This window comes from Nocardioides caeni (genome assembly GCF_004912195.1).
GTDB classification, from domain to species: domain Bacteria; phylum Actinomycetota; class Actinomycetes; order Propionibacteriales; family Nocardioidaceae; genus Nocardioides; species Nocardioides caeni.
The window spans coordinates 395,375-421,353 of sequence record NZ_STGW01000002.1 but is presented as its reverse complement, the minus strand read 5'-3'; the positions used below and the strand labels follow the sequence as shown (position 1 = coordinate 421,353).

Sequence of the window (25,979 nt, the reverse complement as noted above, 5' to 3'; positions counted from 1 at the left end):
CCGTCGCGGGCGCGCCGGCGGGCGCAGTAGATTGGCGAGGTGACCACCACCGACGCCGCTCCCACCGACACTGCCGCCGCCGCGACCTTCGACTCGCTGAGCCCCGCCACCGGCGAGGTCGTGGGCACCCACCCGATCCACGACGACGCCCACGTGGCGCAGGTCGTCGCGGTCGCGCGCAAGGAGTCGGAGCGCTGGCGTGCGCTGTCCTTCGACGGCCGCAAGAAGGCGCTCGTCAAGTGGCGCAAGGTCATCGCGAGCCGGATGGAGGAGCTCGCCGACGTCATGTCGAAGGAGACCGGCAAGCCCGCTGGGGACGCCCTGCTGGAGGTCGCGCTCGCCGTCGACCACCTCGCCTGGGCCGCGAGCCACGCCGAGAAGGTGCTCAAGCGTCGCAGCGTCTCCCCGGGTCTGCTGATGGTCAACCAGGCAGCGAGCGTCGAGTACCGCCCGTTGGGCGTGGTCGGCGTCATCGGCCCTTGGAACTACCCCGTCTTCACCCCGATGGGCTCGATCGCCTATGCCCTCGCTGCCGGCAACACGGTGGTCTTCAAGCCCTCCGAATACACCCCCGGCGTGGGGGAGTGGCTCGCCAACTCCTTCCAGGAGGCCGTCGGCCGCCCCGTCTTCCAGGTCGTCACGGGCTACGGCGCCACGGGCGCCGCGCTCACCGCGGCGGGCGTCGACAAGGTCGCCTTCACCGGCTCGACCGCCACCGGCAAGAAGGTCATGGCGGCGTGCGCCGAGACCCTGACCCCGGTCGTCATCGAGGCCGGCGGCAAGGACGCCCTGCTGGTGGCCGACGACGCCGACGTGGCCGAGGCTGCGGATGCGGCGTTGTGGGGCGCCTGCTCCAACGCGGGGCAGACCTGCGCCGGTGTGGAGCGGGTCTATGTCCACGAGCGCGTCTATGACGAGTTCCTCACCGAGCTGGTCGCCAAGGCCGAGCAGCTCAAGGCGGAGCCGGGCGGCCAGGTCGGCCCGATCACCATGCCCTCGCAGATCGACATCATCCGCCGCCACGTCGACGACGCGCTCGCGCGCGGCGGTCGTGCGCTCGTCGGTGGTCCGGTGCCCGAGGGCGCCCGTTTCGTGCAGCCGACGGTGCTCGTCGACGTCCCGGAGGACTCGGCCGCCGTGCAGGAGGAGACCTTCGGTCCCACCGTCACGGTCAGCAAGGTCCGCAGCATGGACGAGGCCATCGAGCGCGCCAACGGCACCCGCTACGCCCTCGGCTCGACCGTGTTCTCGAAGTCGCAGGGCATGGAGATCGCCGAGCGGCTCCGGGCGGGGATGACCGCCATCAACGGCGTGATCTCCTTCGCGGGCATTCCCACGCTGCCGTTCGGCGGCGTCGGCGACTCGGGCTTCGGGCGGATCCACGGTCCCGACGGCCTGCGCGAGTTCACCTACCCCCACGCGATCGCGCGGCAGCGGTTCAAGCCCGCGATGGCGCTGACCACCTTCCGCCGTACGGCGAAGGAGGAGGCCCAGCTCACGAAGGTGGTGCGGGGGCTCTACGGCCGCGGGCAGAAGTAGCGCCGCCGGCGCAGCCGATCACGGCCAGCCCGGCCAGGGCGGTGAGCCAGGTGATCTGCTCGCCGACCAGCAGCGCCGCCCACATGATGCTCAGCACCGGCTGGACGAGCTGGACCTGGCTGACGGTCGTCATCGGCCCGATGGCGAGGCCGTGGTACCAGGCGAAGAAGCCCAGATACATGCTGATCACCGACACGTAGACGAAGCACGCCCACGCCGCCGGGCCGCCGCTCGGTGGCTGCTGCACGACGCTGCCGACGGTCAGCACGAGCATCACCGGTGAGGCGACCACCAGTCCCCACGAGATGGTCTGCCACGGACCGAGCTCGCGCGCGAGCAGGGCGCCCTCGGCATAGCCGGCGGCGCACAGCACCACGCCGATCAACAGCAACAGGTCGGCGCGCCCGGCCTGCAGCGCACCGCTCTGCGTGGCGGCGAAACCGACGGTGGCGAGGGCGCCGGCGCCGGCCATCACCCAGAATCGCGGGATCGTCCGCTCGCCGGTGCGCAGCACGGCGATCACGGCGGTGACCGCCGGGAGCAGGGCGATGACGACCGCGGCATGGCTGGCCGGCACCTCGGTCAGGGCGAAGGACGTGGTGGGGGGGAACCCGATGACCGCGCCGCCGCCGACGACGGTCAGCCCGAGCCACTGACGACCGCGGGGGAGCCGCTGGCGGGTCAGCGTCAGGGCCGCGCCGGCCAGCGCGGCAGCGACCACGGCACGCCCGGCCCCGATGAACAGCGGCGAGAGCTCGGCGACCGCGATCCGGGTCAGCGGCACCGTCAGGGAGAAGGCGGCCACGCCGAGGAATCCCCAGGCCAGCCCGGTCCACGCGGTGGTGGTCGCACTCGATAGCGGTGTCCGCTCGGGCGCGATAGCGCTACTCTGTGCTGTCATGAACGACGATAGCACCTCGCGGATTGTCGGCGAGCTCCGACAGTGGGTCCTGGCTGCGCCGGCCGGGGTACAGCTGCCCTCGACGCGCGCCCTCGTCACGCAATACGGCGCCAGCCCGGTCACCGTGCAGAAGGCGCTCCAGCGGCTGCGGGCCGAGGGGCTCGTGGAGAGCCGGCCGGGGGTGGGCACGTTCGTGCGGACCATCCGCACCGCCCGGGCTCCGGAGCTCGGTTGGCAGACCGCGGCGCTGGGCTCGCCCCGGACGAGCGCTGCGCTGCTGCCGGGTCCGCTGCGCGAGGCGCCGGTCGATGCCCAGGCGCTTCATGCCGGCTATCCGAGCCCGGACCTGCTCCCTGAGCGCCTGGTGCGGACGGCACTGGTGCGTGCCGCCCGAGGTGCGGCGGCGACCGCCCGTCCTCCGGCCGCGGGACTGCCTGACCTGCGGGTCTGGTTCGCCGCCGAGCTCGCGGAGTCGACGCGGGGCGACCTGACCGCGGTCGGCGCCCACGACGTCGTGATCGCGCCGGGCAGCCAGAGCGCGCTGGCGTCGATCTTCCGGGCCCTGGTGCCGCTCGATCAGCCGCTGCTCATCGAGTCGCCCACCTATTGGGGCGCGATCCACGCCGCCCACCAGGCCGGGGTTCGCCTGGTCCCGGTGGCCACCGACCGGGGCGGGCCGGACCCCGCGGAGCTCGACCGCCTGCTCGCGCAGACCGGGGCTCGTGCGTTCTACGCCCAGCCCAACTACGCCAACCCGACCGGCGCCCAGTGGAGCCCGGAGCGCGCGCTCGAGGTGCTCGAGGTCGTCCGCTCCCACGGGGCGTTCCTCATCGACGACGACTGGGCGCACGACTTCGGCATCGACACCGCCTCGCGACCCGTCGCCGGCCTCGACGACAACGGCCACGTCGTCTACCTGCGCTCACTGACGAAGTCGATGTCGCCCACGATCCGCGTCGCCGCCGTCATCGCCCGCGGGCCCGCCCGCGACCGGATCCTCGCCGACCGGGCCGCGGAGTCGATGTATGTCAGCGCCCTGCTGCAGCAGGCGGCGCTCGAGGTCGTCGCCGACCCGGGCTGGCGCACCCACCTGCGCCGCCTGCGCCAGCAGCTGAGGCTGCGTCGCGACGCACTCGTCGACGGACTGCGGGCCGAGGCGCCCGGGATCGTGCTCGACTCGGTACCGGCCGGCGGTCTGCACCTGTGGGCCCGCCTGCCCGAGGGCACCGACGTCGCGCGGTTGGTCGACGACGCCGCCCGGCGCGGGGTGTGGGTCTCGGCGGGCACGGAGTGGTTCCCCGCGGAGGCGGCTGCGCCGTACCTCCGGATGACGTTCACCGGCTCCGACCCCGCCGGTTTCCGCGACGCCGCGCGGATCCTCGCGGCCTCGCTGTCGGAGGCCGGGGCTGTCTAGCGGTGGTCCAGCGGTGGTCTAGCGGGGCGAGCCGTCGTCGCGGGTGGCGTTGAGGACGCCGATCTTCTGCCAGATCTTGCGCTCCAGCGACACGGTGAGTGTCTCGACGGTGCTGACGGTGTCGAGGACGACACCGTCACGCGCCTCCTCGGCGCACAGCGCCGCTGCCTTGCCGATGAGGCTCAGCAGCTCCGAGCAGTAGTCGAGGTAGTGCTCGAGCTCGGCGCGGGTCAGGTCCATCGGCACGCTCTGCGGCGTGGGGTCGAAGGTCGATCGCAGCCGCTCGGGGTCCTTGGTCAGCTGGTGCATGTCGACGATGTGCGCCAGCGATCGGAGCCGGTGCAGCTGCTCCAGCAGGTCCGCGCGCTGCAGCCGCTCCGGCACCGAGAGCAGGAACCAGATCGCGATCGCCGCGAACACCAGGTCGTTGACGAGGCTCTCGAGGAGCGGCACCCACTCGAGCCGGTCGTCGGGAGCGTCGGCGAGCGCCGCGTCGACCGTCAGCACCAGCAGCGTCACGGTGACGAGTACGACGGCAGCGACGCCGATCCGCGATGCGGGCCGCAGCCACGACCGTCGCCCGCGGGCGTTGCGCGTGGAGGACGCCACCTCGGCGACCAGTGTCAGCAGCTCGGCGGAGACCCGGTGCAGCCCGCGGCCGGGGAAACGCGCGCCGATGCGGTCGCGGAGCCGCTCGACGGTCTCGAGGACGGGTCCTGCCTCGACCTTCTCGAAGGAGTGGGGCACGCGGAGAGCGTAGACGTCGTCAGGGCTCGAGTGCCCCGGCGCGCTTCAGGAGGGGCGCGGCCAGGGTGCCGTGGATGAGGACGGACGCCGCGATGGTGAAGGCCACCGTCGACCACATCCAGTCGGTGTCGAGCGCCGGCGCCTCGCCGGCGGCGTAGGCGAGGTAGTAGACGGAGCCGATCCCGCGGACTCCGAAGAACGCGATCGCCCATCGTTGGGAGGACGTGAGCCGCGGGTCCCTGACGAGCGCGAGCATCCCCGCCCCGGGCCGGATGACGAGGAGGAGGGCCAGCCCGGCGACGGCTCCGCGCCAGTCGAGGTGCACGAGGAGTCCTCGGCTGATCGCGATGCCGAGGACGAGCAGGAGCAGGAGGGTCAACAGCTGCTCCAGCCGCTCGGTCACCTCGTGCATCGCGACGTGGTAGTCGTGCGAGCGCTCGGCCGAGCGAAAGGTCATCGCGCAGGCGAAGACGGCCAGGAACCCGTAGCCGTGCGCCACCTCGGCCGCGCCGTACGCCGAGACGAGCGCCGCCAGCGCGGTGAGTGACTCCCCGCGCTCCGCAACCCGGAGGGAGGGCACGTTGGAGCGGAACGCGATCCGGGCCAACGCGTGGCCGACGGCGATGCCCACGACCACGCCCACCACGACCTTGCCGACGCCGTACCAGCTGAGCCAGCTCCACCAGTCCGAGGCCTGCGTCTGGCCCAGGGAGAGGAAGATCGCGGCGTAGACGAAGGGGAACGCGAGTCCGTCGTTGAGGCCGGCCTCGCTGGTCAGGGTGAACCGCAGCTCGTCCGGCTCCTCGATCTCGTGGTCGTCCTCGGTCTGCGGACCTGCGACCTGCACGTCCGAGGCGAGCACGGGGTCGGTCGGTGCCAGGACCGATCCGAGGAGCAACGCGGCGGCGATCCCGAGTCCGAGCGCGGTGCCGAGGACCGCCACGGCGGCGATGGTGAGGGGCATCGCGATGCCGAGCATCCGCCACGTCGACCCCCAGGAACGCCACGTGCGTGGATTGCGGAGACTCAACGGGCGGTCGAGGGCGAGGCCGACCCCCATCAACGACACGATGACGGCCAGCTCGGTGACGTGCTCGATCACGGCGCGATTCGTCGTCGGGTCCAGCGGCAGTCCGTCGGGCAGGGGAGTCAGGCCGATGACCAGCCCGACCGCCAGCAGCACCATGGGCGTCGAGACGGCCCATCGGCGCAACAGCGCGGGAAGGACGATCGCGAGCATCAGGCTGACACCCGCGACCAGGTAGACGAGATCCGCCGTCACCGGGCCTCGCCGACCGTCGCCCTGCCCCGACGCTCAGCTTGCTGGTTCATGGGGAGGCGTTACCCGCAACGGGCGGTCTTCATCTCACCCGGAGCGCACGGGCCCCACGCCCGATCGGTCAGAGCTGCTCGAAGAGGGACACGACGATCCCGTCCGGCCCGCGCACGTAGGCCATCCGCACGGCGCCCTCGTAGGACCCGATCCGGCCGACGAGTCCGTAGCCCTGCTCCGCCGCGGAGTCGACCGCCGCCTGCAGGTCACCCACCTCGAAGGACACGTTGCGCAGCCCCACCTCGTTGGCCATCGCGTCCGGCGACCCGGGCAGCTGCTCGGGCGTCACGAACCTCGAGAGCTCCAGCCGGAAGCCGTCGGGGGAGCGCAGCATGACGAGCTCGCAGTGCGCTCCCGGGATCGCGCACACCGCCTCCACGAACTCTCCCTGCCCCGACCCGCGCCCCTCGACCTCGAGGCCGAGGGCGACGAAGAAGTCCGTCGCCGCCGCGAGGTCGGAGACCGTGAGGCCGACGTGGTCGAAGCGCTTGACGTGCGTCATGACCCGATACTGCCCGAACGAGCCGGTGCTGTGGTGGGGCGCACCAACCACATTTGTTGTCTCGCGACGCTCCTCGCGACAATCTGGTTGGTGCGCCGCGCCCCCCCGCGAGCCAGCCCAGACCTACGATGGCGGCATGGGTCTCGCCGTGCTGGAGTGCGCGCACTTCACGGCCGGCGAGTGCCGGTCGTGCAGCTGGCTCCTCACGCCGTACGACGCCCAGCTGACCTCGAAGCAGGGGGCGGTCCGGGCGGTGCTCGACCCCGTCACGGGCCCCGGCATCGCCTGGGAGCCACCGGTCGCGAGTGCCCTCGCCGGCTTCCGCAACAAGGCCAAGATGGTGGTGTCCGGGACGAGCACCGAGCCGGTCCTCGGGATCCTCGGCCCCGACGGTGGCGTCGACCTGCGCGACTGCGCGCTGCACACGCCCGGCATCGTTGCCGCTCTGCCGCACCTCGCCGCCTTCGTAACCCGCGCGGAGCTGGCGCCCTATGACGTCGGGTCAACGGCGCCGGTCGCCCAGCGGGGCGAGCTCAAGCACCTCCTCGTCACCGAGTCACCGGACGGCGATCTGATGGTGCGGATCGTGCTGCGCTCGACGGCGACCGAGTCCCGGATCCGCAAACACCTGTCGTGGCTCACGGAGCAGCTGCCGCACCTGCGGGTCGTGACGATCAACGTGCAGCCCGACCACGTCGCGCTTCTCGAGGGCGAGCGCGAGATCGTGCTCACCGAGGAGCGGACGCTGCCGATGCGGCTCGGCGCGGTGACGCTGCGCCTCGGTCCGCGCAGCTTCTTCCAGACCAACACCGTGGCTGCGGCCGCGCTCTATGACCAGGCGGCCCAGTGGACGGACGAGGTGGCCCCGGAGCGGGTGGTCGACCTCTACTGCGGTGTCGGTGGGTTCGCTCTCCACGTCGCGGGGCCGGGCCGGCGGGTGACGGGGATCGAGATCAGCGACGAGGCGATCCGCAGCGCGGAACGCGCCAGGGACGAGGCGGGGCTGGTCGGGCAGGTCGACTTCGCAGCCGGTGATGCGACGTCGAGCGACCACGCAGGGCTCGTCGACGACGCCGACCTGGTGATCGTCAACCCGCCACGGCGCGGACTCGGCAGCGACCTCGCCACGCGCCTCGAGGACTCCGGGGTTCCGCACGTCCTCTACTCCAGCTGCAACCCGGACACCCTGGCCCGGGACCTCGCCGTGATGACGTCCTACCGCGCCGTCCGGGCGCGGCTGGTCGACATGTTCCCCCACACCCCGCATGCCGAGGTGCTGGTGCTCCTGGAGCGCACCCGGGTCCGGTGAGTCAGCGGAGCGAGTACGTCGCCAGCGAGACGCCGACGTAGTGCGCCGCGAACGCCGCGACCGTGAAGCCGTGGAAGATCTCGTGGAAGCCGAACACCCGCGGCGAGGGGTTGGGCCACTGGAAGCCGTAGACGAGGCCGCCCATCGTGTAGAGCGCGCCGCCGACGGCGATCAGCACGAAGATCGCGATCCCGATGCCCAGGCCCAGCGCGGTGGCGCCCTGGAAGAAGGCGGGGATGAAGAAGATCGCCGCCCAGCCGAGCGCGATGTAGATCGGTGCGGACATCCAGCGCGGCGCCGTGGGCCAGAAGAGCTTGAACCCGATGCCGAGCAGCGCCCCGCTCCACACGACGCTCAGCATGACCACGCGCGAGGGACCCTCGAGCAGGATCAGCGCGAACGGCGTGTAGGAGCCGGCGATGAACAAGAAGATGTTGGAGTGGTCGAACCGGTTGAGGACCTGCCACACCTTCGGTGACCACGTGCCGCGGTGGTAGAGCGCGGAGATGCCGAAGAGCAGCAGCGCGGAGCCGGCGTAGACCGCCGAGCCGACGCGGGTCGCGGCGGTGGGGGACAGGCAGATCAGCACGATCCCGGCGGCGAGGACGAGGGGCGTCGACACCAGGTGGATCCAGCCTCGAAGACGCGGCTTGAGGTCGGCGATCGTCTCGCTGATCTGGTCACCGATGGTGTCCAGGCGGTCGCGGACCCGGTCGGTCGCGGAGTTGATGGCCTGGTTCATGACCTGAGGGTACCCGGAGGCGCCGTACATCATGACGGCCGGACGAGCGTGATGTCACACTCATCCGGCCGTCGACGACTGACCGTTCGGGGGTTGCCGACCGGAGGATGTCCTCCGGCGGGCGGGGTCAGCTCGTGGTCGGGTAGGGCAGGCCCTCGGACGGCTGCACGATCACGAAGCCCTGGCCCTGGAACGCGACCTGGACCGCTTCGCCCGAGCCGCGGCCGATCAGCGCGCCGGCGCTGACCGTCGAGCGCAGCGACGTCTGGAGATGGATCGACCAGGCGACGATCGCGTCGGTGTCGGCGAACGTCGGAGCCTCGGCGGGGTTGAGCACGACCGGGTCGCCCTCGGTGGTGATCGCGACCCAGCCGGTGCCGCGCAGGCTGGTGTTGAACAGTCCGCCCGCAGCGATGCTGCCGCCCTTGACGCGCTCGATGTTCCACTCGAGGCTCGAGGAGAAGGCCAGCACGTTCTTGCCGTTGACCGAGATCCCGCTGTTGGTCAGGTTGAGGATGTGGACGTTCTTGGCCGTGTCGGCGAGGAACACGTCGCCCTGGCCCTCGACCTCCATCAGCGACAGGCCCTCGCCCGTGATGGCCTTCTTGAGGAACTTCGCGGCGCCGCCGCCCTTGTAGCCGAAGTTGACGTTGCCCTGGTAGGCGACCATCGCACCCTGCTTGGCCAGGAACGGCTCGGCGATGCGGACCCGGAGCAGACGCGGGTTCTGCAGGCTCGGGCCGATGCCGTCCTTCTCGCTGAAACGGCCGTCGACCAGGTCACCGGACAGGCCGCCGAACGCGTCGGCCGGCACCTGCTGCTGGCCGCCGTACTGCTGCTGACCGGCGTAGGGGTCGTGGCCGCCCTGCGGCTGCCCGCCCCAGCCGCCCTGCTGGCCGGCGTGGGGATCGTGTCCGCCCGCCGGCTGACCGCCCTGCGCCTGCTGGTCGGACTGGGCCGGCGCGCCGCCCTCGACGGGCGACGTCGACTGCACGCCGGCGTCGGAGACGTGCTCGGTCCAGCGGGTCCCGTCCCAGTACCGCATTTCGTGGCGTCCGGTCGGGTCCGGGTGCCAGGCGGCTTCACTCATGTTCGTCCCTCTCCTCGGGTGGTGCGATCCCTCCGCGCCGTGGTGCGCCGAGGGGGCTGGATGCGCCCCATCGTGTCAGCCCGCCCCTGAGGTCGGAAGTGGCCTACGATCAACGACGTGGCTGACTGGAAGCGTGGTGTGCGCAAGGTGCTCTACCCCGCCTATGAGGCCCGCATGTTGCGGCGCATGCCCGACAGTCTGCCGAAGCACATCGGCGTGATGCTCGACGGCAACCGGCGCTGGGCCAAGGCGGTCGGCCGCGACACCGCCCACGGACACCGCGCGGGCGCCGCCAACATCGAGCCGCTGCTCGGCTGGTGCGACGAGGTCGGCATCGAGGTCGTGACCCTGTGGCTCCTCTCGACCGACAACCTCAACCGGCCTGTCGCCGAGCTCGAGCCGCTGCTCGAGATCATCATCGAGGCCGTCGACTCGCTCGCCGACCAGCGCCGGTGGCGCCTCCACCCGGTCGGTGCGCTCGACCTGCTGCCCGACGCCGCGGCCGAGCGCCTGAAGGCCGCAGCGGAGGCGACTGCCGATGTCGACGGGATGATCGTCAACGTCGCCGTCGCCTACGGCGGGCGCCGCGAGATCGCCGACGCCGTCCGCTCGCTGCTGACCGAGGAGGCGAGCCGCGGAGGCTCGCTGGAGGAGCTGGCGCAGCGCCTCGACATCGACGACATCGAGGAGCACCTCTACACCAAGGGGCAGCCCGACCCCGACCTCGTCATCCGCACGTCGGGGGAGCAGCGCCTCGGCGGCTTCCTGCTGTGGCAGAGCGCGAAGTCGGAGTTCTACTTCTGCGAGGCCTACTGGCCCGACTTCCGCCGTGTGGACTTCCTCCGCGCGATCCGGGCCTTCGCCCAGCGCGAGCGCCGCTTCGGCGCCTGACGCGGATCGGGTCCGACCCCGAGCGACCTGCGTCACAGGGGTACCGTCCAGAGGTGTGAGCACCACCCCCACCCGCCTGTTCCGCACCGTCGCCATCGCCGAGGCGGTGACCTGGACGGGACTGCTGATCGGCATGTTCCTGAAGTACGTCACCGAGACGACCGAGCTCGGCGTGCGGGTCTTCGGGATGCTGCACGGCGTCGTCTTCGTCGCGTACGTCGTCACGACCGTCGTCGTGTGGGTCGACCGCCGCTGGTCGCTCGGCCGGGGTGCTCTCGCGCTCGTCGCCGCCGTGCCGCCGCTGGCGACCCTGGTGCTGGAGTGGTGGGCGGTCCGCAAGGACTGGCTCGGCGACAGCTGGCGGCTGCCCGCCGGGGCTGGCGCGGGGCTGCCCGACCGCGTGGTCGGCTGGCTGATCGGCAACCCGCTGCGCGGTCTCGCCGTCGGCGCCGTCGCCGTCGCGCTGCTCACCGGGCTCGCGCTGGTCGTGGGCCCGCCCGCCTCCTCCTGAAATTTCCCGGCCGGCGGACGGAACCGCACCGGCAGCGCTAGCGTCACAGGACCATGACGCCCACCCGCCGCGACACGCTCCGCTTCGCCCTGCTCGGGCTCGCCGCCCTCACCGGAGCGGGGACGCTCAGCGCCTGCTCGTCCGACTCCTCCGACGGGCCGGGCGGTGCTCCGGCGACCGGCACCGAGCTCGACGGCATCGAGCTGGTCTCCTCCGGCGTCGAGCGGGGGCCTGGCGATCCCGACGCCCTGCCCCAGGTCGTCGACGGCCTGCGAGGCCTGGCCGGCGGACTCTATGCCGGCATGGCCGCGACTCCCGGCAACCCCGGCAACCTCGTGCTCTCGCCGTACTCGGTGCTCGTCGCGCTCGGGATGACCCTCGCCGGCGCCACCGGGACGACGGCCGCGGAGATGGAGGACGTCCTCGGCGTGGGCGACCTCGACGATCGGTGGCACGCGGGCGTCAACGCGCTCCTCGCCCGCATCGACGGCCTCGCCGGCACCCAGGAGCGCACCGACGGCTCCGAGGCCGAGATCGAGCTCGGTGTCGCCAACCAGCTCTTCGGGCAGACCGGCGTCGGCTGGGAGGAGCCGTTCCTCGACCTCCTCGCCCGTGAGTACGGCGCCGCGCTGCGTGCCGTCGACTTCGAGGGCACGGCCGAGGAGTCGCGGGTCCTGATCAACGACTGGGTGGAGCAGCAGACCCGCGACCGGATCGTCGACCTGGTGCCCGAGGGCGTCATCGACCCCTCCACCCGCCTGGTCCTCGTCAACGCGATCCACCTCAAGGCGCCCTGGGAGCACCCCTTCGAGAAGACGCTCACGGCCCCGGGCGACTTCACCCTGCTCGACGGCACCACGGTCCGGGCCGACCTGATGCGCAAGCCCGACGCCACCGGCGTCCTGACCATCGGCGACGGATGGCGCGCCGCCACCCTGCCGTATGCCGGTCAGCAGCTGGCGATGACGATCGTGCTGCCCGACGAGGACTCGTTCGACGCGGTCGAGGGCCTCCTCGCCACAGGCGAGCTCCCGGCGTTCACCGTCGGCGCGGAGCCCACCACCGCGCTCGACCTCACCATCCCGAAGTGGACCTTCCGCACCGCCGCCTCGCTGAAGGACCTGCTCATCGAGCTCGGCATGCCGAGTGCCTTCGGCGACGGCACTGTCAAGGCCGACTTCACGCCGATGACCGACGAGGACCTCGACCTCGTCATCGCCGAGGTCGTGCACCAGGGCTTCATCGCGGTCGACGAGGAGGGCACCGAGGCTGCCGCCGCGACCGCCGTGATCATGGCCGAGACGTCCGCTCCCGTCGCCGAGCCCTTCGCCGCGGACCGTCCCTTCCTCTTCGTCATCCACGACGTGGAGCTCGGCACGCCGCTTTTCCTCGGCCGGGTCGTCGACCCCACCGCCTGACGGGGCCGACGCGTCCGGGACTGTCGGCGCCCGCCGGTAGGCTGGGTGGACACCCCCGGTCCTCGCCGACCGGGGGCGCTCGTGTTGTCCGCACCCCCTGGGAAGTGAGTCCCCGTGACCCTCGCCGGCCTCGCCGACGCCGTCCTCGCCGACCCCGCGCTCGCCGGAGCGCTGGAGCAGGCGGCCGACGACCACCACCCGACCGGTGAGCTGACCGGACCGGCCGCGCTGCGTCCCTTCCTCGCCGCGGGCCTGGCCCGTGCCGGCAAGCCCGTCCTGGTGGTCACCGCCAACACTCGCGAGGCCGAGCAGCTCGTCGCCGAGCTCGGCGACCTGCTCGACCCCGCCGGGATCGCCTACTACCCGAGCTGGGAGACGCTCCCGCACGAGCGGCTCAGCCCGCGCAGCGACACCGTGGGGCGCCGGCTCGCCGTGCTGCGACGGATCTGCCACCCCGGGACCGACGCCGCGACCGGGCCCGTGCAGGTCGTCGTCGCGCCCGTCCGCTCCGTGCTGCAGCCGCAGGTCAAGGGGCTGGGGGACCTGACGCCCGTCGAGCTCGCCACCGGCGACACGGCCGACATCGACGACGTCGTCGCCGGCCTGGTCGGCGCCGCCTACTCCCGGGTCGACCTCGTCGAGAAGCGCGGCGAGTTCGCCGTCCGCGGCGGCATCGTCGACGTGTTCCCGCCGACCGAGGAGCACCCACTGCGGGTGGAGTTCTTCGGCGACGAGGTCGACGAGATCCGCTCCTTCGCCGTCGCCGACCAGCGCACCATCGACAAGGTCGACCGGCTCTGGGCCCCGCCGTGCCGCGAGCTGCTGCTGACCGACGACGTCCGCGCCCGGGCCGCCGACCTCGGTCGCGAGCACCCCCAGCTCCTCGAGCTCACCGACAAGCTCAGCAACGGGATCGCCGTGGAGGGCATGGAGGCACTCATCCCCGCCCTCGTCGACGAGCTCGAGCTGCTCATCGACCTGCTGCCCGCCGACACCCGCATCCTCGTGCTCGACCCCGAGCGCGCCCGGGCCCGGGCCCATGACCTCGTCGCGACGAGCGAGGAATTCCTCGCGGCCTCCTGGGCGACCGCCGCGAGCGGCGGCCAGGCACCGATCGACCTGCAGGCGGCGTCGTACCACTCCCTGGGGGACGTGCGCGACCAGGCCCGTGGGCGCGGTCAGTCCTGGTGGACCTTCAGCCCGTTCGGGCTCGACGACCCCGAGGCCCCGGCCGGTGAGACCGCCGTGCAGCCTGCGCCGACCTACCGCGGCGACGTCGAGCAGGCGTTCGCCGACATCGCCCGTTGGCGGGCCGACGGCTACCGCGTCGTGGTGGTGCACGCCGGTCACGGCCCCGCGCAGCGCATGGTCGAGGCGCTCGGGGAGCGCGACCTCGCGGCCCGCCTGGTCGAGACCATCCCCGAGGGCGTCGTCCCGGGCGACTCGGTCATCACGGTCACCTGCGGTGGCCTCACCCATGGCCTCGTCGACGCCGAGCAGCGGCTGGTCGTGCTCACGGGCGAGGACATCGTCGGCGCCAAGGCGTCGACGCGCGACAAGGGCGCCATGCCGGTGCGCCGCAAGCGGCAGATCGACCCGCTCGAGCTCAAGCCCGGCGACTACGTCGTCCACGAGCAGCACGGCGTCGGCCGCTTCCTCGAGATGCGCCAGCGTGAGGTCAAGGGCGTGACGCGGGAGTACCTCATCCTCGAATACGGCGCCAGCAAGCGCGGCGGTCCGCCGGACCAGCTGATGGTTCCCGCCGACGGGCTGGACCAGGTCACCCGCTACGTCGGCGGTGAGCAGCCGAGCCTCGACCGGCTCGGTGGCGGCGACTGGACCAAGCGCAAGAACCGCGCGAAGAAGGCGGTGCGCGAGATCGCCGCCGAGCTGATCAAGCTCTACGCCGCCCGGCAGGCCACCCAGGGGCACGCCTTCGGGCCCGACAGTCCGTGGCAGCGCGAGCTCGAGGACGCCTTCCCCTTCCACGAGACGCCCGACCAGCTGACCACGGTCGACGAGGTCAAGGCCGACATGGAGCGGACGGTGCCGATGGACCGGCTCATCTGCGGCGACGTCGGCTACGGCAAGACCGAGATCGCCGTGCGGGCGGCGTTCAAGGCCGTCCAGGACGGCAAGCAGGTCGCCGTTCTCGTGCCGACGACGCTGCTCGTCAACCAGCACCTCGCGACCTTCAGCGAGCGGATGAGCGGGTTCCCCGTGATCCTCAAGCCGCTGAGCCGGTTCCAGACCGACAAGGAGGCCGCCGAGACGATGGCCGGCCTCGCCGACGGCACCGTCGACGTGGTCGTCGGCACGCACCGGCTGTTCAACGCGGACACGAAGTTCAAGGACCTCGGCCTGATCATCGTCGACGAGGAGCAGCGCTTCGGTGTCGAGCACAAGGAGGCGATGAAGCGGCTGCGGACCTCCGTCGACGTCCTCTCCATGTCCGCGACCCCCATCCCGCGGACGCTCGAGATGGCGATCACCGGCATCCGCGAGATGTCGACGATCACCACGCCACCCGAGGAGCGGCACCCGGTCCTCACCTATGTGGGTGGCTACGAGGATCGCCAGGTCATCGCCGCCGTACGACGCGAGCTGCTGCGCGACGGACAGGTGTTCTACATCCACAACCGCGTCAGCTCGATCGAGAAGGCCGCGGCGAAGCTGCGCGAGCTGGTCCCCGAGGCCCGGGTCGCGACCGCGCACGGCCAGATGGGGGAGGCCCAGCTCGAGCAGGTGATGCTCGACTTCTGGGAGAAGCGCGTCGACGTGCTCGTCTGCACGACCATCGTGGAGTCCGGCATCGACGTGTCCAACGCCAACACGATGATCATCGAGCGCTCCGACACCCTCGGCCTCTCCCAGCTGCACCAGCTGCGCGGCCGGGTCGGCCGGTCCCGGGAGCGGGCCTACGCCTACTTCCTCTACCCGACCGAGAAGCCGCTGACCGAGACCGCCCACGAGCGGCTCGCCACCCTGGCGCAGCACTCCGACCTCGGTGGCGGCATGGCGATCGCGATGAAGGACCTCGAGATCCGCGGCGCGGGCAACCTGCTCGGCGGCGAACAGTCCGGCCACATCGCCGACGTCGGCTTCGACCTCTACGTCCGCCTGGTCGGCGAGGCCGTCCGTGACTTCCGCAGCGACGGCGGCGCGCCCGAGCAGCTCGAGGAGGTCCGCATCGAGCTGCCCGTCGACGCCCACCTGCCGCACGACTACATCCCGAGCGAGCGGCTCCGGCTGGAGATCTACAAGCGGCTGGCCGAGGTGCGCACCGACGAGGACGTCGACGAGATCATCGCCGAGCTCGAGGACCGCTACGGCTCACCGCCCGAGCCGGTCACCGCCCTGCTGTTGGTCGCCCGATTCCGGGCGCGGGTGCGTCAGGCGGGGATCAAGGAGGTCACGACCGTCGGCAAGAACGTGCGCTTCCACCCCGTCGTACTCCCGGAGTCGCGGACGGTGCGGCTGGGCCGGCTCTATCCGAAGTCGATCGTCAAGCACCAGCTGGAGTCGATCCTGGTCCCGCGTCCGGGCACACCCGGGAGGACGGGAACCCCGCTGGAGGGGGTCGCCCTGCTTGAATGGGCCCGACTCGTCCTCGACTCGGTCATCGACCCCAAGGAGCAGTAGCCGTGCGCCGTCGTACCTCCCTCGTCACCGCCGTCGTCAGCACGGTCCTGCTGGCCGCCGGGTGCGGCCTGACCGACGAGGGCCCACGCCCCGGCGTGGCTGCCGAGGTCGACGGGGAGTCGCTGCAGCTCGAGGTCGTCGACCGGACGGTCGAGGACTACTGCACGCTGCTCGCCGAGCACCCCGACGAGCAGGCGTTCCCGACCGCGCTGATCCGCACCCAGCTCACCCTGCTGTGGAGTCGCTCGGTCGCGATCGACGCGGTCGCGACCGACCACGGCGTCCCGGTGCCCGGCGAGGTCGACGAGAGCGAGGTGCGTGCGCAGTGGGAGGCCCTCGGCGAGATCGACGACGACAACCTCGAGTCGTTCACCTGGCTCGCGGACATCCAGGCCCGTGACGAGGCGATGATCGAGGCCATCGGCACGGCCGCCTTCCTCGACGAGACGGGTCAGCCCGTCGTCGGCGAGGACGCCTGGAACCGTGGCAACGAGCTGGTCGCGCTGTGGCTCGACCACAACCAGCCGCACCTCAACCCGGTGTTCGGTGACGTCGACTGGTCCGACGGCACGATCTCGGCCGACGCCCTGAGCGTGCCCGTCAGCGACGAGGCCGTCGGCCTGGTCGACATCTCGGCCGTCAGCGCGGAGCGCCTCGCCGAGCTCCCGGCCAGCCAGCGGTGTGGCCCCGAGCCGCAGGACGAGGCCGCCGCCGTCCCGATCGGCTGAGGCAGACCAGGTGGCGGACCCCGCAGGATCGGCGGTCGAGGAGTTCGTCGCCGTGATGCGGCGGCTGCGGGCCGAGTGTCCGTGGAAGGCCGAGCAGACCCACCGCTCGCTCGTCCGCTACCTCCTCGAGGAGACCGCCGAGACCGTCGAGGCGATCGACGCGGGGGAGGTCTCGGGGGACTGGTCGCACCTCGCGGAGGAGCTGGGCGACGTCCTGCTGCAGGTCGTCTTCCACGCCGCGATCGCCGAGGAGCGCGGAGAATTCGACCTGGACGACGTCGCCCGAGGCATCACCACCAAGATGCGCCGCCGCAACCCGCACGTCTTCGGCGAGACTCCGTCGGCGGACCTCGACGCCGCTGCGGTCAACGACCTGTGGCAGAAGATGAAAGCACGCGAGGGCAAGCCCGCCGGCGCCGTTGAGGCCGGCGACAGCCTGCCCGCCGGCCTCTCCGCCCTGCTGTACGCCGACAAGGTGCTCGACCGACTCGACCGCTCCGGTCGCCCGGTCACCCTCGACGCGGCCAGCGCCGACCTGGGCGAGCGACTGCTCGCGCTCGTCGCCGAGGCCCGGACCGCGGGCGTCGACCCCGAGCAGGCGCTCCGCGACGCCGTCCGCGCCCGCTCCTAGCCCACGAGGTGGGAGGTCTTGCGGCGCGAGGTGGGAGGTCTTGGTCCACGAGGTGGGAGGTCTTGCGGCGCGAGGTGGGAGGTCGCGTCCACCTCGGACCGCACGGAGTCCCACTTCGCGCCGCACGGAGTCCCACTTCGTGCGAGCCGGGTCAGACGCCGATCGGGTGCCAGACGGTCTTGTGCTCGACGAAGGCGGTCATGGGGGAGAGGCCGGGGTCGGTGGACCAGTCGGGCTCGGCGTCGGGGGCACGGCGGACCCGCTTGAGGTTGTCGGCAGCGCCGATCTCCAGCTCCGCGGCCAGCTCGCCCGCACGGGGCAGGCCGGCAACGCCGCCGAGGTCGATGCCGTTGACGTCCATGTGCGAGGCCAGCCATGGACCGAGGGTCGCGGCGTCGCCGGTGAGGATGTTGACCACGCCACCGGGGACGTCGGAGGTCGCGAGCACCTCGGAGAAGGTGACGGCCGGCAGCGGCCGGGCGTACGACGACACGACCACCGCGACGTTGCCGGTCACGATCACCGGCGCCACGGTGGACACCAGGCCCAGGAGGGACGACGTCTGCGGGGCGAGGACGCCGATCACGCCGCTCGGCTCGGGAGCGGTGTGGTTGAAGAACGGTCCGGCGACGGGGTTGGCGTTGCCGATGACCTGTCCGAGCTTGTCGGCCCAGCCGGAGTACCAGACGAGGCGGTCGATCGCCTCGTCCACCTGACCACGCGCGGCAGCCGCCGAGGCGCCCTCGGACTGGCGCACGGCCTCCTCGAACTGCGGGCGCCGGTCCTCCATGACCTCCGCGATCCGGTAGAGGATCTGCGAGCGGTTGTAGGCCGTGCGGGCGGACCAGCCGCCGAATGCCTTGCGGGCGGCGACGACGGCGTCGCGGACGTCCTTGCGGGACGCGAGCGATGCGTTGGCCACGAACTTCCCCTTGCTGTCGGTCACCTCGTAGGAGTGACCGGACTCCGAGCGCGGGAACGCGCCACCGATGTAGAGCTTGTAGGTCTTGCGGACGTCGACGCGAGCCATCAGAGGTCGCCTCCCTTCAGGCCGGTGCTCTTGAGGTAGGCGGCTAGGCCCTGGCGTCCGCCCTCGCGCCCGTAGCCGGACTCCTTGTAGCCGCCGAAGGGGCTGGTCGGGTCGAACTTGTTGAACGTGTTGGCCCACACCACGCCGGCCCGCAACTCGTTGGCCATGTGCAGGATCCGCGAGCCCTTCTCGGTCCACACGCCGGCCGACAGGCCGTAGGGCGTGTTGTTGGCCTTCTCGATCGCCTCGGACGGCGTGCGGAAGGTGAGCACCGACAGCACGGGGCCGAAGACCTCCTCGCGCGCGATCCGGTGGGCCTGGGTGACACCGGTGAAGACGGTCGGGGGGAACCAGAAGCCGCTCGAGGGCAGGTCGCAGGCGGGCGCCCAGCGCTCGGCGCCCTCGGCCTCGCCGATCGCGGACAGCTCGCGGATCTTCGCCAGCTGCTCCGCGGAGTTGATCGCGCCGATGTCGGTGTTCTTGTCGAGCGGGTCGCCGACGCGCAGGGTGGCCATGCGGCGCTTGAGGCGGTGCAGCACCTCCTCGGCGACGGACTCCTGGACCAGGAGCCGCGAGCCGGCGCAGCAGACGTGGCCCTGGTTGAAGAAGATGCCGCCCACGATGCCCTCCACCGCCTGGTCGAGGGCAGCGTCGTCGAAGACGATGTTGGCGGCCTTGCCGCCGAGCTCCAGCGTGGCCAACTTGCCCGTCCCCGCGATCGCCCGGGCGATGGCCTTGCCGACGTCGGTGGAGCCGGTGAAGGCGACCTTGTCGACGTCGGGGTGCGCCACCAGCGCCTGCCCGGTGGAGCCGGCGCCGGTGACGATGTTGACGACACCGGGCGGCAGGTCGGCCTGCTGGCAGATCTCCGCGAACAGCAGCGCCGTCAGGGGCGTGGTCTCGGCGGGCTTCAGCACGACGGTGTTGCCGCACGCCAGCGCCGGCGCGATCTTCCAGGCCAGCATCAGCAGCGGGAAGTTCCACGGGATGATCTGGCCCGCGACCCCGAGTGGCTGCGGGTTCGGCCCCAGCCCGGCGTACTCCAGCTTGTCGGCCCAACCGGCGTAGTAGAAGAAGTGCGCGGCGACGATCGGGACGTCGACGTCGCGGCTCTCCTTGATCGGCTTGCCGTTGTCGATCGACTCCAGCACGGCGAGCTCACGGCCGCGCTCCTGGATGATCCGGGCGATCCGGAAGAGGTACTTCGCGCGCTCCTTGCCGGGCATCCGCGACCAGCCGCGGAAGGCCTTGCGGGCCGCCCTGACCGCGAGGTCGATGTCGGCCTCGGAGGCCTCGGCGATCTCGGCGAGGGTCTCCTCGGTGGCCGGGTTGACCGTCTTGAACGACGACCCGCGGCCGTCGACGAAGTCGCCGTCGATGAACAGGCCGTAGGAGGCCTTGATGTCGACGACGCTCCGGGACTCCGGAGCCGGTGCGTACTCGAAGGGAGTGCTGTTCTTGGCCATCAGATCAGTCCAGGGTGAAGTAGTCGGGACCGCTGTAGCGGCCGGTGGTCATCTTCGTGCGCTGCATCAGCAGGTCGTTGAGCAGCGTGGAGGCGCCGAAGCGGAACCAGTCCGGGTCGAGCCAGTCGTCGCCGGCGATCTCGTTGACCATGACGAGGTACTTGATCGCGTCCTTGGCCGTGCGGATCCCGCCGGCCGGCTTCACGCCGATCTGGACGCCGGTGGCCTCGCGGAAGTCGCGGACGGCCTCGAGCATCACGAGGGTGACCGGCAGCGTCGCGGCGGGCTGCACCTTGCCCGTGGAGGTCTTGATGAAGTCGGTGCCGGCCAACATCGCCAGCCACGACGCGCGCCGGACGTTGTCGTAGGTCTGCAGCTCGCCGGTCTCGAAGATCACCTTGAGGTGGGCGTGGGAGCCGTCGGGACGCACGCACGCCTCGCGGGTGGCGACGATCTCCTCGAAGACCTGGAGGTAGCGACCCGCGAGGAACGCCCCGCGGTCGATGACCATGTCGATCTCGTCGGCGCCGTTGGCGACCGCGTCACGGGTGTCGGCCAGCTTGATGTCCATCGACGCACGGCCGCTGGGGAACGCCGTGGCGACGGCCGCGACGTTGACCTGTGACCCGACGATCTCCTTGACCTCGCCGACCAGGTCGCCGTAGACGCAGACAGCTGCCACCGACGGGCAGGTCGGGTCCGACGGGTCAGGGTGCAGCGCCTTGCCGGCCAGCGCCCGCACCTTGCCCGGGGTGTCTTGGCCCTCGAGGGTGGTGAGGTCGACCATGCGGATCGCGAGGTCGAGCGCCCACGCCTTGGCGGAGGTCTTGATCGAGCGGGTCCCGAGGCCGGCGGCACGGGCCTCGGCGCCGACCTGGTCGACCCCGGGCAGGCCGTGCAGGAAGCGCTTGAGCGAGGCCTCGCTCGCGGTCACCTCGGAATAGGCGGCGAGGCCGGTGGGGGCGGTGGTCGGCATCCGTCCAGCATAGGTGCCGCAGGTAGGGTCCGGGACCATGCGCATTCCGACCAGGCTCACGGCCGCTGTCGTCGTCCCCGTCGCCCTGCTCGGCCTCGCCGCCTGTGGCGAGTCCGACGACGAGGGCCAGGCGACAGACGACAGCTCGGCGTCGGAGTCCGTCGACCCCGACGCCGACGCCGACACCGATGCCGGCAGCACCGACGACGACCTCACCTCGGGAGCTGAGGCGATGCGTGAGTGCACGGCGCCCGACATCGAGGTGCTCGGCGGTTTCGGGACCAAGCCGCGCGTCGTCATCCCCGACGACTGCCTCCCGCCCGAGGAGCTGCTCGTCAAGGACCTCGTCAAGGGCACGGGGCCCGAGGCGGAGCTCGGCGGCACCGTCGAGGCCAACTACCTGCTCGTGACCTGGTCGGACAAGGTCGCCCTCGACAACTCCTTCGACCGCGGGATGACCTTCCCCGTCTCGCCGCTGGGCCAGGCCCAGGTCATCCAGGGCTGGAACGAGGGTCTGCTCGGCATGCAGCAGGGCACCCGCCGCCTGCTCGTGGTCCCGCCGGACCTGGGCTACGGCCAGGGCGGCAACGGCATCGCGCCCAACGAGACGCTCGTCTTCGTGGTGGACGCCGTCTCCGTCAGCTGACCGACTCGGCGCGCCTCAGATCCCGGCGGCCGCGGCGATGTCGGCGCGCAGGGCGACCAGCCGGGTCGCCGCCTCCTCGCGGGCGGTTGCGACGTCGCCGTCCACGACCGGGACGACGACCTCGAGGTAGCACTTCAGCTTCGGCTCCGTCCCGCTCGGACGTACGACGACCCGGCCGCCGTCCGCGGTGCGATAGCGCAGCCCGTCGGTGGGCGGGAGGACCGCCGAGCCGAGGGCGAGGTCGTCGGCGTCGGTGACCTCGGACCCGCCGAGCGAGGTCGGGGGAGTCGTCCGCAGCCGCTCCATGGCGGCGGCGATCTCGGCGAGGTCGGTGACGCGGACCGACAGCTGGTCGGTGGCGTGCAGCCCGTGGGTGACCGCGATGTCGTCGAGCAGGTCCTGCAGCGACCTGCCCTCGGCCTTGGCCGACGCGGCGATCTCGCACAGCAGCAGCGCCGCGGAGACGCCGTCCTTGTCGGCGACGGTCGACGGGTCGACGCAGTAGCCGAGCGCCTCCTCGTAGCCGAACGCCAGCCCGGGGACTCGACCGATCCACTTGAAGCCGGTGAGCGTCTCCGCATAGGGCTGCCCGGCGGCGCGGGCGAGGGTGCCGAGCAGCGAGGAGGACACGATCGAGGTGGCGTAGACGCCGGCGCGGCCCGACCGCAGCAGGTGGTCGCCGAGCAGGGCGCCGACCTCGTCGCCGCGCAGCATCCGCCAGCTGCCGTCCGCGTCCGGGATCGCGCAGGCGCAGCGGTCGGCGTCGGGGTCGTTGGCGATCACGATGTCCGCGCCGGTGCGCTCGGCGAGAGCGATCGCGCGGTCGATCGCGCCCGGCTCCTCGGGATTGGGGAAGGCGACCGTCGGAAAGTCCGGGTCGGGCTCCTCCTGCTCGGTCACGACGGCCGGCGCCGCGAAGCCCGCCTGCTCCAGGACGGTCGGCAGCGCCCCGCCGCCGACGCCGTGCAGCGGCGTGTAGACGATCGCCAGGTCGCGGGGGCCGTCGCCGGCGATGGCGGCGACGGTGTCGAGGTAGGCGTCGATGACGCCCTCGTCGAGGACGCGTCCGCCGGTGGTCGTCAGCGGCGGACGGGGCACCGTCGCCAGCGGCCCGACGGCGGCGATCCGTGCGGCGATCCCGCTGTCGGCGGGCGGCACGATCTGGCTGCCGTCGCCCAGATAGACCTTGTAGCCGTTGTCCTGGGGCGGGTTGTGGCTCGCGGTCACCATGACGCCGGCGGCACAGCCGAGCTCCCGGATCGCGAACGCCAGCAGCGGCGTCGGCAGCGGGCGTGGCAGCAGCAGCGGCACCAGGCCGGCCCCGGCCATCACCTCGGCGGTGTCGATCGCGAACACGTCGGAGTCGTGCCGGGCGTCGTACCCGATGACGACGGGGGTCCCCGGAGGCGTCCCCTCCGCCAGGAGGTACGACGCCAGGCCGGCCGCGGCGCGGATGACGACGACGCGGTTCATCCGGTTGGGCCCGGCGCCGAGCGCACCGCGCAGACCCGCCGTCCCGAACTCGAGCGTCCCCCGGAAGCGGTCGGCGAGGTCGTCGCGCGCGTCCACATCTCCGGCCTGCACGGCGGCGATCACGCGGGTCAGCTCGTCGCGGGTGCGCTCGTCGGGGTCCTCGGCGAGCCATGCTCGGGCCCGGGAGATCAGGAGGTCGGTGTCGGGCGTGGTCACCGGGCCACGGTAGCGGCCCGGTGACCCGGTGCCCGTCCGGTCAGGCGTCGATGGTGCTCAGGTCGGCGTACCGGTCCCCGGCGACGGCATCCCGCGGGACGGCGGCCTCGAGCGCCGCGAGGTCGGCGGGGGCGAGCTGCACGCCGAGCGCGCTGACGTTCTCCTCCAGGTAGCGGACCCGCTTCGTGCCGGGGATCGGCGCGATGTCATCGCCCTGCGCGAGCACCCAGGCCAGCGCCAGCTGCCCCGGCGTGCAGCCGTGCTGGGCCGCGAGGGCGCGGACCTTGTCGACGAGCACCAGGTTGGTGGCGAGGTTGTCGCCCTGGAAGCGGGGGAAGCGGCCGGTCGAGCGGGCGTCGTCGTCGGCGTCCGCCGGGACGGTGCCGGTGAGCAGGCCACGGCCGAGCGGGGAGTAGGGGACCAGGCCGATGCCGAGCTCGCGCAGCGTCGGGAGGACGGCGTCCTCGAGGTCGCGGGTGAAGAGCGAGTACTCCGACTGCAGGGCCGTGATCGGGTGGACGGCGTGCGCGCGGCGGATGGTCGCCGCGGAGGCCTCGGACAGGCCGAGGTGGCGGACCTTGCCCGCGTCGACGAGCTCCTTCATCGCGCCGACGGTCTCCTCGATCGGGACCGTCCTGTCGACGCGGTGCTGGTAGTAGAGGTCGAGGTGGTCGACGCCGAGTCGCTCGAGCGAGGCATCGGCGGCCCTGCGGACGTAGTCGTGGCGGCCGTTGACGCCGACCCAGCTGCCGTCGGGGGTGCGCTCGTTGCCGAACTTGGTGGCGAGCTGGACCTCGTCGCGGCGACCGGCGATGGCCTTCCCGACGAGGCGCTCGTTGGTGAAGGGGCCATACATGTCCGCGGTGTCGAGGAAGGTAACCCCGAGGTCGAGGGCGCGGCGGATGGTGGTGATGCCGCCGGCCTCGTCGGGGGTCCCGTAGAACTCCGACATGCCCATGCAGCCGAGGCCGAGGGCGGAGACGGTGAGGGGGGACGTCGTGCCGAGGATGCGGTTGGGGATGGGGATCGTCATGTCCGCAAGCCAACTCCTTCGAGCGCGCTCCAGGGCAAGCGGTCGGTTCGAGGACTTCCAGCTTGTGCTCGTAGATGCCGATCTTGTGGTCGATCGCACCGAGGTGGCCGGTGACCTCGGCGAGCTCGCGCAGCACCGTCTCGCGGTGGGCGCGCAGCAGGGCCAGGCGCTCCTCCTCGTTGCCGTCGCCCTCCCGGACCAGCGCGGCGTAGCGGCGCACGTCGCGGATCGGCATGCCGGAGGCACGCAGGCGGGTGACGAGCTTGATCCAGCGCAGGTCTGGCTCGTCGTAGGTCCGGTGGCCGCTGGAGGAGCGGGGGACCGGGCGCAGCAGCAGACCGTCCCTCTCGTAGTAGCGCAGCGTGTCGGCGCTCAGGCCGAGCTGGTCGGCCGCCGTCGCGATCGTCACTCCCGTCATCCTCGAATCCTCCACCCTGAAGTGCACTCCAGGTCAAGGGCCCTGGGGTGTCGCGGCATGATGGACGCGTGGCCCGCGCCTACGAGTTCGCCGACACCTGGGAGGTCGCGGCCTCCGTCGACGAGGTGGCCGGCGTGCTCACCGACCTCGAGCACTATCCGCGGTGGTGGCCGCAGGTCCGGGCGGTCGCGAAGCTCGGACCGGACACGGCCTGGGTGCGCTGTCGCTCGACGCTGCCCTACACCCTCGACCTGGTCCTCGACGCGGTCAGCCGTGAGGCGCCCGTCGTGGAGGTCGCGCTCAGTGGCGACCTGGAGGGCTTCGCCCGCTTCACGCTCACCGCGGAGGACGACGGCACCCGGCTGGACTTCGCGCAGGAGGTCACCGTCCGCGGTCGGCTGGCCCTGGCGTCGTACGTCCTCCGCCCGGTGCTGGAGTGGAACCACCGCCGGATGATGACCGGCTGTCGCACCGGCCTGACGGAGTGGCTCAGCCAGCGGCGGCGCGCTGCCTCTCCACGAACTTCGTCCCGGACCTGAGGATGAAGCCGGGCGCCAGGCGGCCGAGGCGCCAGGCGATCCGGGCCTGCACCGGCTCGACGACCAGTGGCCGGTTGGCTCGGACCGCGTCGAGGACCTTGCGGGCCAGCGCGTCGGGGTCGACCGGCCGCTTGATGCCCTGGCCCTTGAGGAAGTAGTCGCGGCCGCGGACCGGGCCCAGCTCGCCCTTGTCGAGGATCGGCGTGTTGACGGCGGCGGAGCAGATCGCGGTCACCCCGACGTTGCGCGAGGCGGCCTCGGTCCGCAGGGCGAGGGAGAGCCCGACGACGGCGTGCTTGGTCATGACGTAGGACGTCAGCAGTCCCGCCGCCATCAGCCCGCCGGCCGAGGCGGTGTTGACGATGTGGCCGCCGCCCTGGGCGATCATCCGCGGATAGGCAGCGTGCACGCCGTGGACGACGCCGCGGATGTTGATGTCGATGATCTGGTCCCAGTGGTCCAGGGTCAGCGACTCGGCGTCGCCGAGCAGGCTGATCCCGGCGTTGTTGAACATCAGGTCGAGGCGCGCGTGCTCGCCCGCGACCTCGTCGACGAGGCTCTCGACCGCGGCGGCGTCGGTGACGTCGACCAGGGCGGCACGTGCCGAGCCGGGGCCGGTGACGTCGGCCGCGACCTTCTCCGCCGCCGGGAGGTCGACGTCGGCGGCGACGACGTGGGCGCCGGCCGCGACCAGCGCGCGGGTCAGCGCCGCGCCGATCCCGGAGCCGCCTCCCGTCACGATCGCGGAGCGACCCTCCAGGGAGCTGACGGGCGTGCTCCTGCG

At 72.0% G+C, this 25,979-nt stretch carries 23 protein-coding genes and 1 pseudogene; 11 read left to right on the top strand and 13 right to left on the bottom strand.

Annotated elements, in window-relative coordinates:
- Positions 1-39 precede the first annotated feature (39 nt).
- Positions 40-1,539, top strand: a complete 1,500-nt coding sequence (locus E9934_RS05755; RefSeq protein ID WP_136561889.1) for an aldehyde dehydrogenase family protein — start codon at positions 40-42, stop codon at positions 1,537-1,539.
- Here the strand turns inward: E9934_RS05755 and E9934_RS05750 are convergent.
- The gene (locus E9934_RS05750; RefSeq protein WP_136561888.1) at positions 1,496-2,440 is read right to left on the bottom strand and encodes a DMT family transporter; all 945 of its coding nucleotides are present in this window, start codon (positions 2,438-2,440) and stop codon (positions 1,496-1,498) included. The two genes, E9934_RS05755 and E9934_RS05750, sit on opposite strands and share 44 nt — an antisense overlap.
- On the opposite strand from E9934_RS05750, the gene E9934_RS05745 reads away from it, so the two are divergent.
- Positions 2,439-3,854 (top strand): aminotransferase-like domain-containing protein, encoded by a 1,416-nt coding sequence (locus E9934_RS05745; RefSeq protein ID WP_136561887.1) that lies wholly within the window; start codon positions 2,439-2,441, stop codon positions 3,852-3,854. The genes E9934_RS05750 and E9934_RS05745 overlap by 2 nt on opposite strands.
- An 18-nt stretch (positions 3,855-3,872) precedes the next feature.
- On the opposite strand, the gene E9934_RS05740 is transcribed toward E9934_RS05745, so the two are convergent.
- From E9934_RS05740 to E9934_RS05730, 3 genes are all read right to left on the bottom strand, one after another.
- Positions 3,873-4,601 (bottom strand): hypothetical protein, encoded by a 729-nt coding sequence (locus E9934_RS05740; RefSeq protein ID WP_136561886.1) that lies wholly within the window; start codon positions 4,599-4,601, stop codon positions 3,873-3,875.
- Between the two features lie 19 nt (positions 4,602-4,620).
- Complete coding sequence (locus tag E9934_RS05735) at positions 4,621-5,883, bottom strand: cation:proton antiporter (RefSeq protein ID WP_136561885.1); 1,263 nt, start codon at positions 5,881-5,883, stop codon at positions 4,621-4,623.
- Positions 5,884-6,001: 118 nt separating this feature from the next.
- Complete coding sequence (locus E9934_RS05730) at positions 6,002-6,436, bottom strand: VOC family protein (RefSeq protein WP_136561884.1); 435 nt, start codon at positions 6,434-6,436, stop codon at positions 6,002-6,004.
- 136 nt (positions 6,437-6,572) lie between these two features.
- Here E9934_RS05730 and E9934_RS05725 point away from each other — a divergent pair, with 136 nt between their 5' ends.
- Positions 6,573-7,745, top strand: a complete 1,173-nt coding sequence (locus tag E9934_RS05725) for a methyltransferase domain-containing protein (RefSeq protein ID WP_238694788.1) — start codon at positions 6,573-6,575, stop codon at positions 7,743-7,745.
- Position 7,746: 1 nt separating this feature from the next.
- On the opposite strand, the gene trhA is transcribed toward E9934_RS05725, so the two are convergent.
- Both trhA and E9934_RS05715 read right to left on the bottom strand, forming a co-directional pair.
- The gene (gene trhA / locus E9934_RS05720) at positions 7,747-8,487 is read right to left on the bottom strand and encodes a PAQR family membrane homeostasis protein TrhA (RefSeq protein WP_136561883.1); all 741 of its coding nucleotides are present in this window, start codon (positions 8,485-8,487) and stop codon (positions 7,747-7,749) included.
- 127 nt (positions 8,488-8,614) lie between these two features.
- Positions 8,615-9,577 carry an AIM24 family protein gene (locus tag E9934_RS05715; RefSeq protein ID WP_136561882.1) on the bottom strand — a complete coding sequence of 321 codons (963 nt, stop codon included), beginning with the start codon at positions 9,575-9,577 and terminating at the stop codon, positions 8,615-8,617.
- A 117-nt stretch (positions 9,578-9,694) separates the two neighbouring features.
- Between E9934_RS05715 and E9934_RS05710 the strand changes: the two genes are divergently transcribed.
- The 6 genes from E9934_RS05710 (at position 9,695) to E9934_RS05685 (ending at position 17,398) form a co-directional block, all read left to right on the top strand.
- Complete coding sequence (locus E9934_RS05710; RefSeq protein ID WP_136561881.1) at positions 9,695-10,468, top strand: isoprenyl transferase; 774 nt, start codon at positions 9,695-9,697, stop codon at positions 10,466-10,468.
- Between the two features lie 55 nt (positions 10,469-10,523).
- On the top strand, positions 10,524-10,979 hold the full coding sequence (locus tag E9934_RS05705; RefSeq protein WP_136561880.1) for a DUF3817 domain-containing protein: 456 nt from the start codon (positions 10,524-10,526) through the stop codon (positions 10,977-10,979).
- A 53-nt stretch (positions 10,980-11,032) separates the two neighbouring features.
- A complete protein-coding gene (locus tag E9934_RS05700) occupies positions 11,033-12,397 on the top strand; it encodes a serpin family protein (RefSeq protein WP_136561879.1) in 1,365 nt (454 codons plus the stop codon).
- A 114-nt stretch (positions 12,398-12,511) separates the two neighbouring features.
- On the top strand, positions 12,512-16,039 hold the full coding sequence (gene mfd, locus E9934_RS05695; RefSeq protein ID WP_136561878.1) for a transcription-repair coupling factor: 3,528 nt from the start codon (positions 12,512-12,514) through the stop codon (positions 16,037-16,039).
- A 2-nt stretch (positions 16,040-16,041) separates the two neighbouring features.
- Positions 16,042-16,767 carry a hypothetical protein gene (locus tag E9934_RS05690; RefSeq protein ID WP_136561877.1) on the top strand — a complete coding sequence of 242 codons (726 nt, stop codon included), beginning with the start codon at positions 16,042-16,044 and terminating at the stop codon, positions 16,765-16,767.
- A 10-nt stretch (positions 16,768-16,777) separates the two neighbouring features.
- Positions 16,778-17,398 carry a MazG nucleotide pyrophosphohydrolase domain-containing protein gene (locus E9934_RS05685; RefSeq protein WP_238694787.1) on the top strand — a complete coding sequence of 207 codons (621 nt, stop codon included), beginning with the start codon at positions 16,778-16,780 and terminating at the stop codon, positions 17,396-17,398.
- A gap of 151 nt (positions 17,399-17,549) precedes the next feature.
- On the opposite strand, the gene E9934_RS05680 is transcribed toward E9934_RS05685, so the two are convergent.
- From E9934_RS05680 to deoC, 3 genes are read right to left on the bottom strand one after another with little or no spacing between them, the layout of a single operon-like run.
- Complete coding sequence (locus tag E9934_RS05680; protein WP_136561876.1) at positions 17,550-18,428, bottom strand: aldehyde dehydrogenase family protein; 879 nt, start codon at positions 18,426-18,428, stop codon at positions 17,550-17,552.
- Complete coding sequence (locus E9934_RS05675; RefSeq protein WP_136561875.1) at positions 18,428-19,894, bottom strand: aldehyde dehydrogenase family protein; 1,467 nt, start codon at positions 19,892-19,894, stop codon at positions 18,428-18,430. The genes E9934_RS05680 and E9934_RS05675 overlap by 1 nt, the downstream gene beginning before the upstream one ends.
- 4 nt (positions 19,895-19,898) lie before the next feature.
- Positions 19,899-20,870 (bottom strand): deoxyribose-phosphate aldolase, encoded by a 972-nt coding sequence (gene deoC / locus E9934_RS05670; protein ID WP_136561874.1) that lies wholly within the window; start codon positions 20,868-20,870, stop codon positions 19,899-19,901.
- A gap of 37 nt (positions 20,871-20,907) precedes the next feature.
- On the opposite strand from deoC, the gene E9934_RS05665 reads away from it, so the two are divergent.
- Entirely contained in the window at positions 20,908-21,516 is a 609-nt protein-coding gene (locus E9934_RS05665; protein WP_136561873.1) for an FKBP-type peptidyl-prolyl cis-trans isomerase, read from the top strand.
- A gap of 15 nt (positions 21,517-21,531) precedes the next feature.
- Here E9934_RS05665 and E9934_RS05660 read toward each other — a convergent pair whose 3' ends face one another.
- From E9934_RS05660 to E9934_RS20170, 3 genes and pseudogenes are all read right to left on the bottom strand, one after another.
- Complete coding sequence (locus E9934_RS05660; RefSeq protein ID WP_136561872.1) at positions 21,532-23,205, bottom strand: phospho-sugar mutase; 1,674 nt, start codon at positions 23,203-23,205, stop codon at positions 21,532-21,534.
- 40 nt (positions 23,206-23,245) lie between these two features.
- Positions 23,246-24,238: an aldo/keto reductase gene (locus E9934_RS20015; protein WP_202977204.1), complete on the bottom strand. Its 993-nt coding sequence runs from the start codon at positions 24,236-24,238 to the stop codon at positions 23,246-23,248.
- Positions 24,239-24,455: 217 nt separating this feature from the next.
- A pseudogene (locus E9934_RS20170) lies at positions 24,456-24,656 on the bottom strand (MerR family transcriptional regulator); the annotation flags it as partial.
- Positions 24,657-24,724: 68 nt separating this feature from the next.
- Here E9934_RS20170 and E9934_RS05650 point away from each other — a divergent pair.
- Positions 24,725-25,195: an SRPBCC family protein gene (locus tag E9934_RS05650; protein ID WP_136561871.1), complete on the top strand. Its 471-nt coding sequence runs from the start codon at positions 24,725-24,727 to the stop codon at positions 25,193-25,195.
- Here E9934_RS05650 and E9934_RS05645 read toward each other — a convergent pair.
- Complete coding sequence (locus E9934_RS05645) at positions 25,146-25,934, bottom strand: SDR family oxidoreductase (protein WP_136561870.1); 789 nt, start codon at positions 25,932-25,934, stop codon at positions 25,146-25,148. The two genes, E9934_RS05650 and E9934_RS05645, sit on opposite strands and share 50 nt — an antisense overlap.
- Positions 25,935-25,979 lie beyond the last annotated feature (45 nt).

Bases quoted from the DNA above. Each gene is read 5' to 3' on its own strand.
- E9934_RS05730 (WP_136561884.1), bottom strand. From the start codon at position 6,436: ATGACGCACGTCAAGCGCTTCGACCACGTCGGCCTCACGGTCTCCGAC.
- trhA (WP_136561883.1), bottom strand. From the start codon at position 8,487: ATGAACCAGGCCATCAACTCCGCGACCGACCGGGTCCGCGACCGCCTG.
- E9934_RS05715 (WP_136561882.1), bottom strand. From the start codon at position 9,577: ATGAGTGAAGCCGCCTGGCACCCGGACCCGACCGGACGCCACGAAATG.
- E9934_RS05675 (WP_136561875.1), bottom strand. From the start codon at position 19,894: ATGGCCAAGAACAGCACTCCCTTCGAGTACGCACCGGCTCCGGAGTCC.
- E9934_RS05745 (WP_136561887.1), top strand. From the start codon at position 2,439: ATGAACGACGATAGCACCTCGCGGATTGTCGGCGAGCTCCGACAGTGG.
- deoC (WP_136561874.1), bottom strand. From the start codon at position 20,870: ATGCCGACCACCGCCCCCACCGGCCTCGCCGCCTATTCCGAGGTGACC.
- E9934_RS05680 (WP_136561876.1), bottom strand. From the start codon at position 18,428: ATGGCTCGCGTCGACGTCCGCAAGACCTACAAGCTCTACATCGGTGGC.
- E9934_RS05700 (WP_136561879.1), top strand. From the start codon at position 11,033: ATGACGCCCACCCGCCGCGACACGCTCCGCTTCGCCCTGCTCGGGCTC.
- E9934_RS05725 (WP_238694788.1), top strand. From the start codon at position 6,573: ATGGGTCTCGCCGTGCTGGAGTGCGCGCACTTCACGGCCGGCGAGTGC.
- E9934_RS05750 (WP_136561888.1), bottom strand. From the start codon at position 2,440: ATGACAGCACAGAGTAGCGCTATCGCGCCCGAGCGGACACCGCTATCG.
- E9934_RS20015 (WP_202977204.1), bottom strand. From the start codon at position 24,238: ATGACGATCCCCATCCCCAACCGCATCCTCGGCACGACGTCCCCCCTC.
- E9934_RS05665 (WP_136561873.1), top strand. From the start codon at position 20,908: ATGCGCATTCCGACCAGGCTCACGGCCGCTGTCGTCGTCCCCGTCGCC.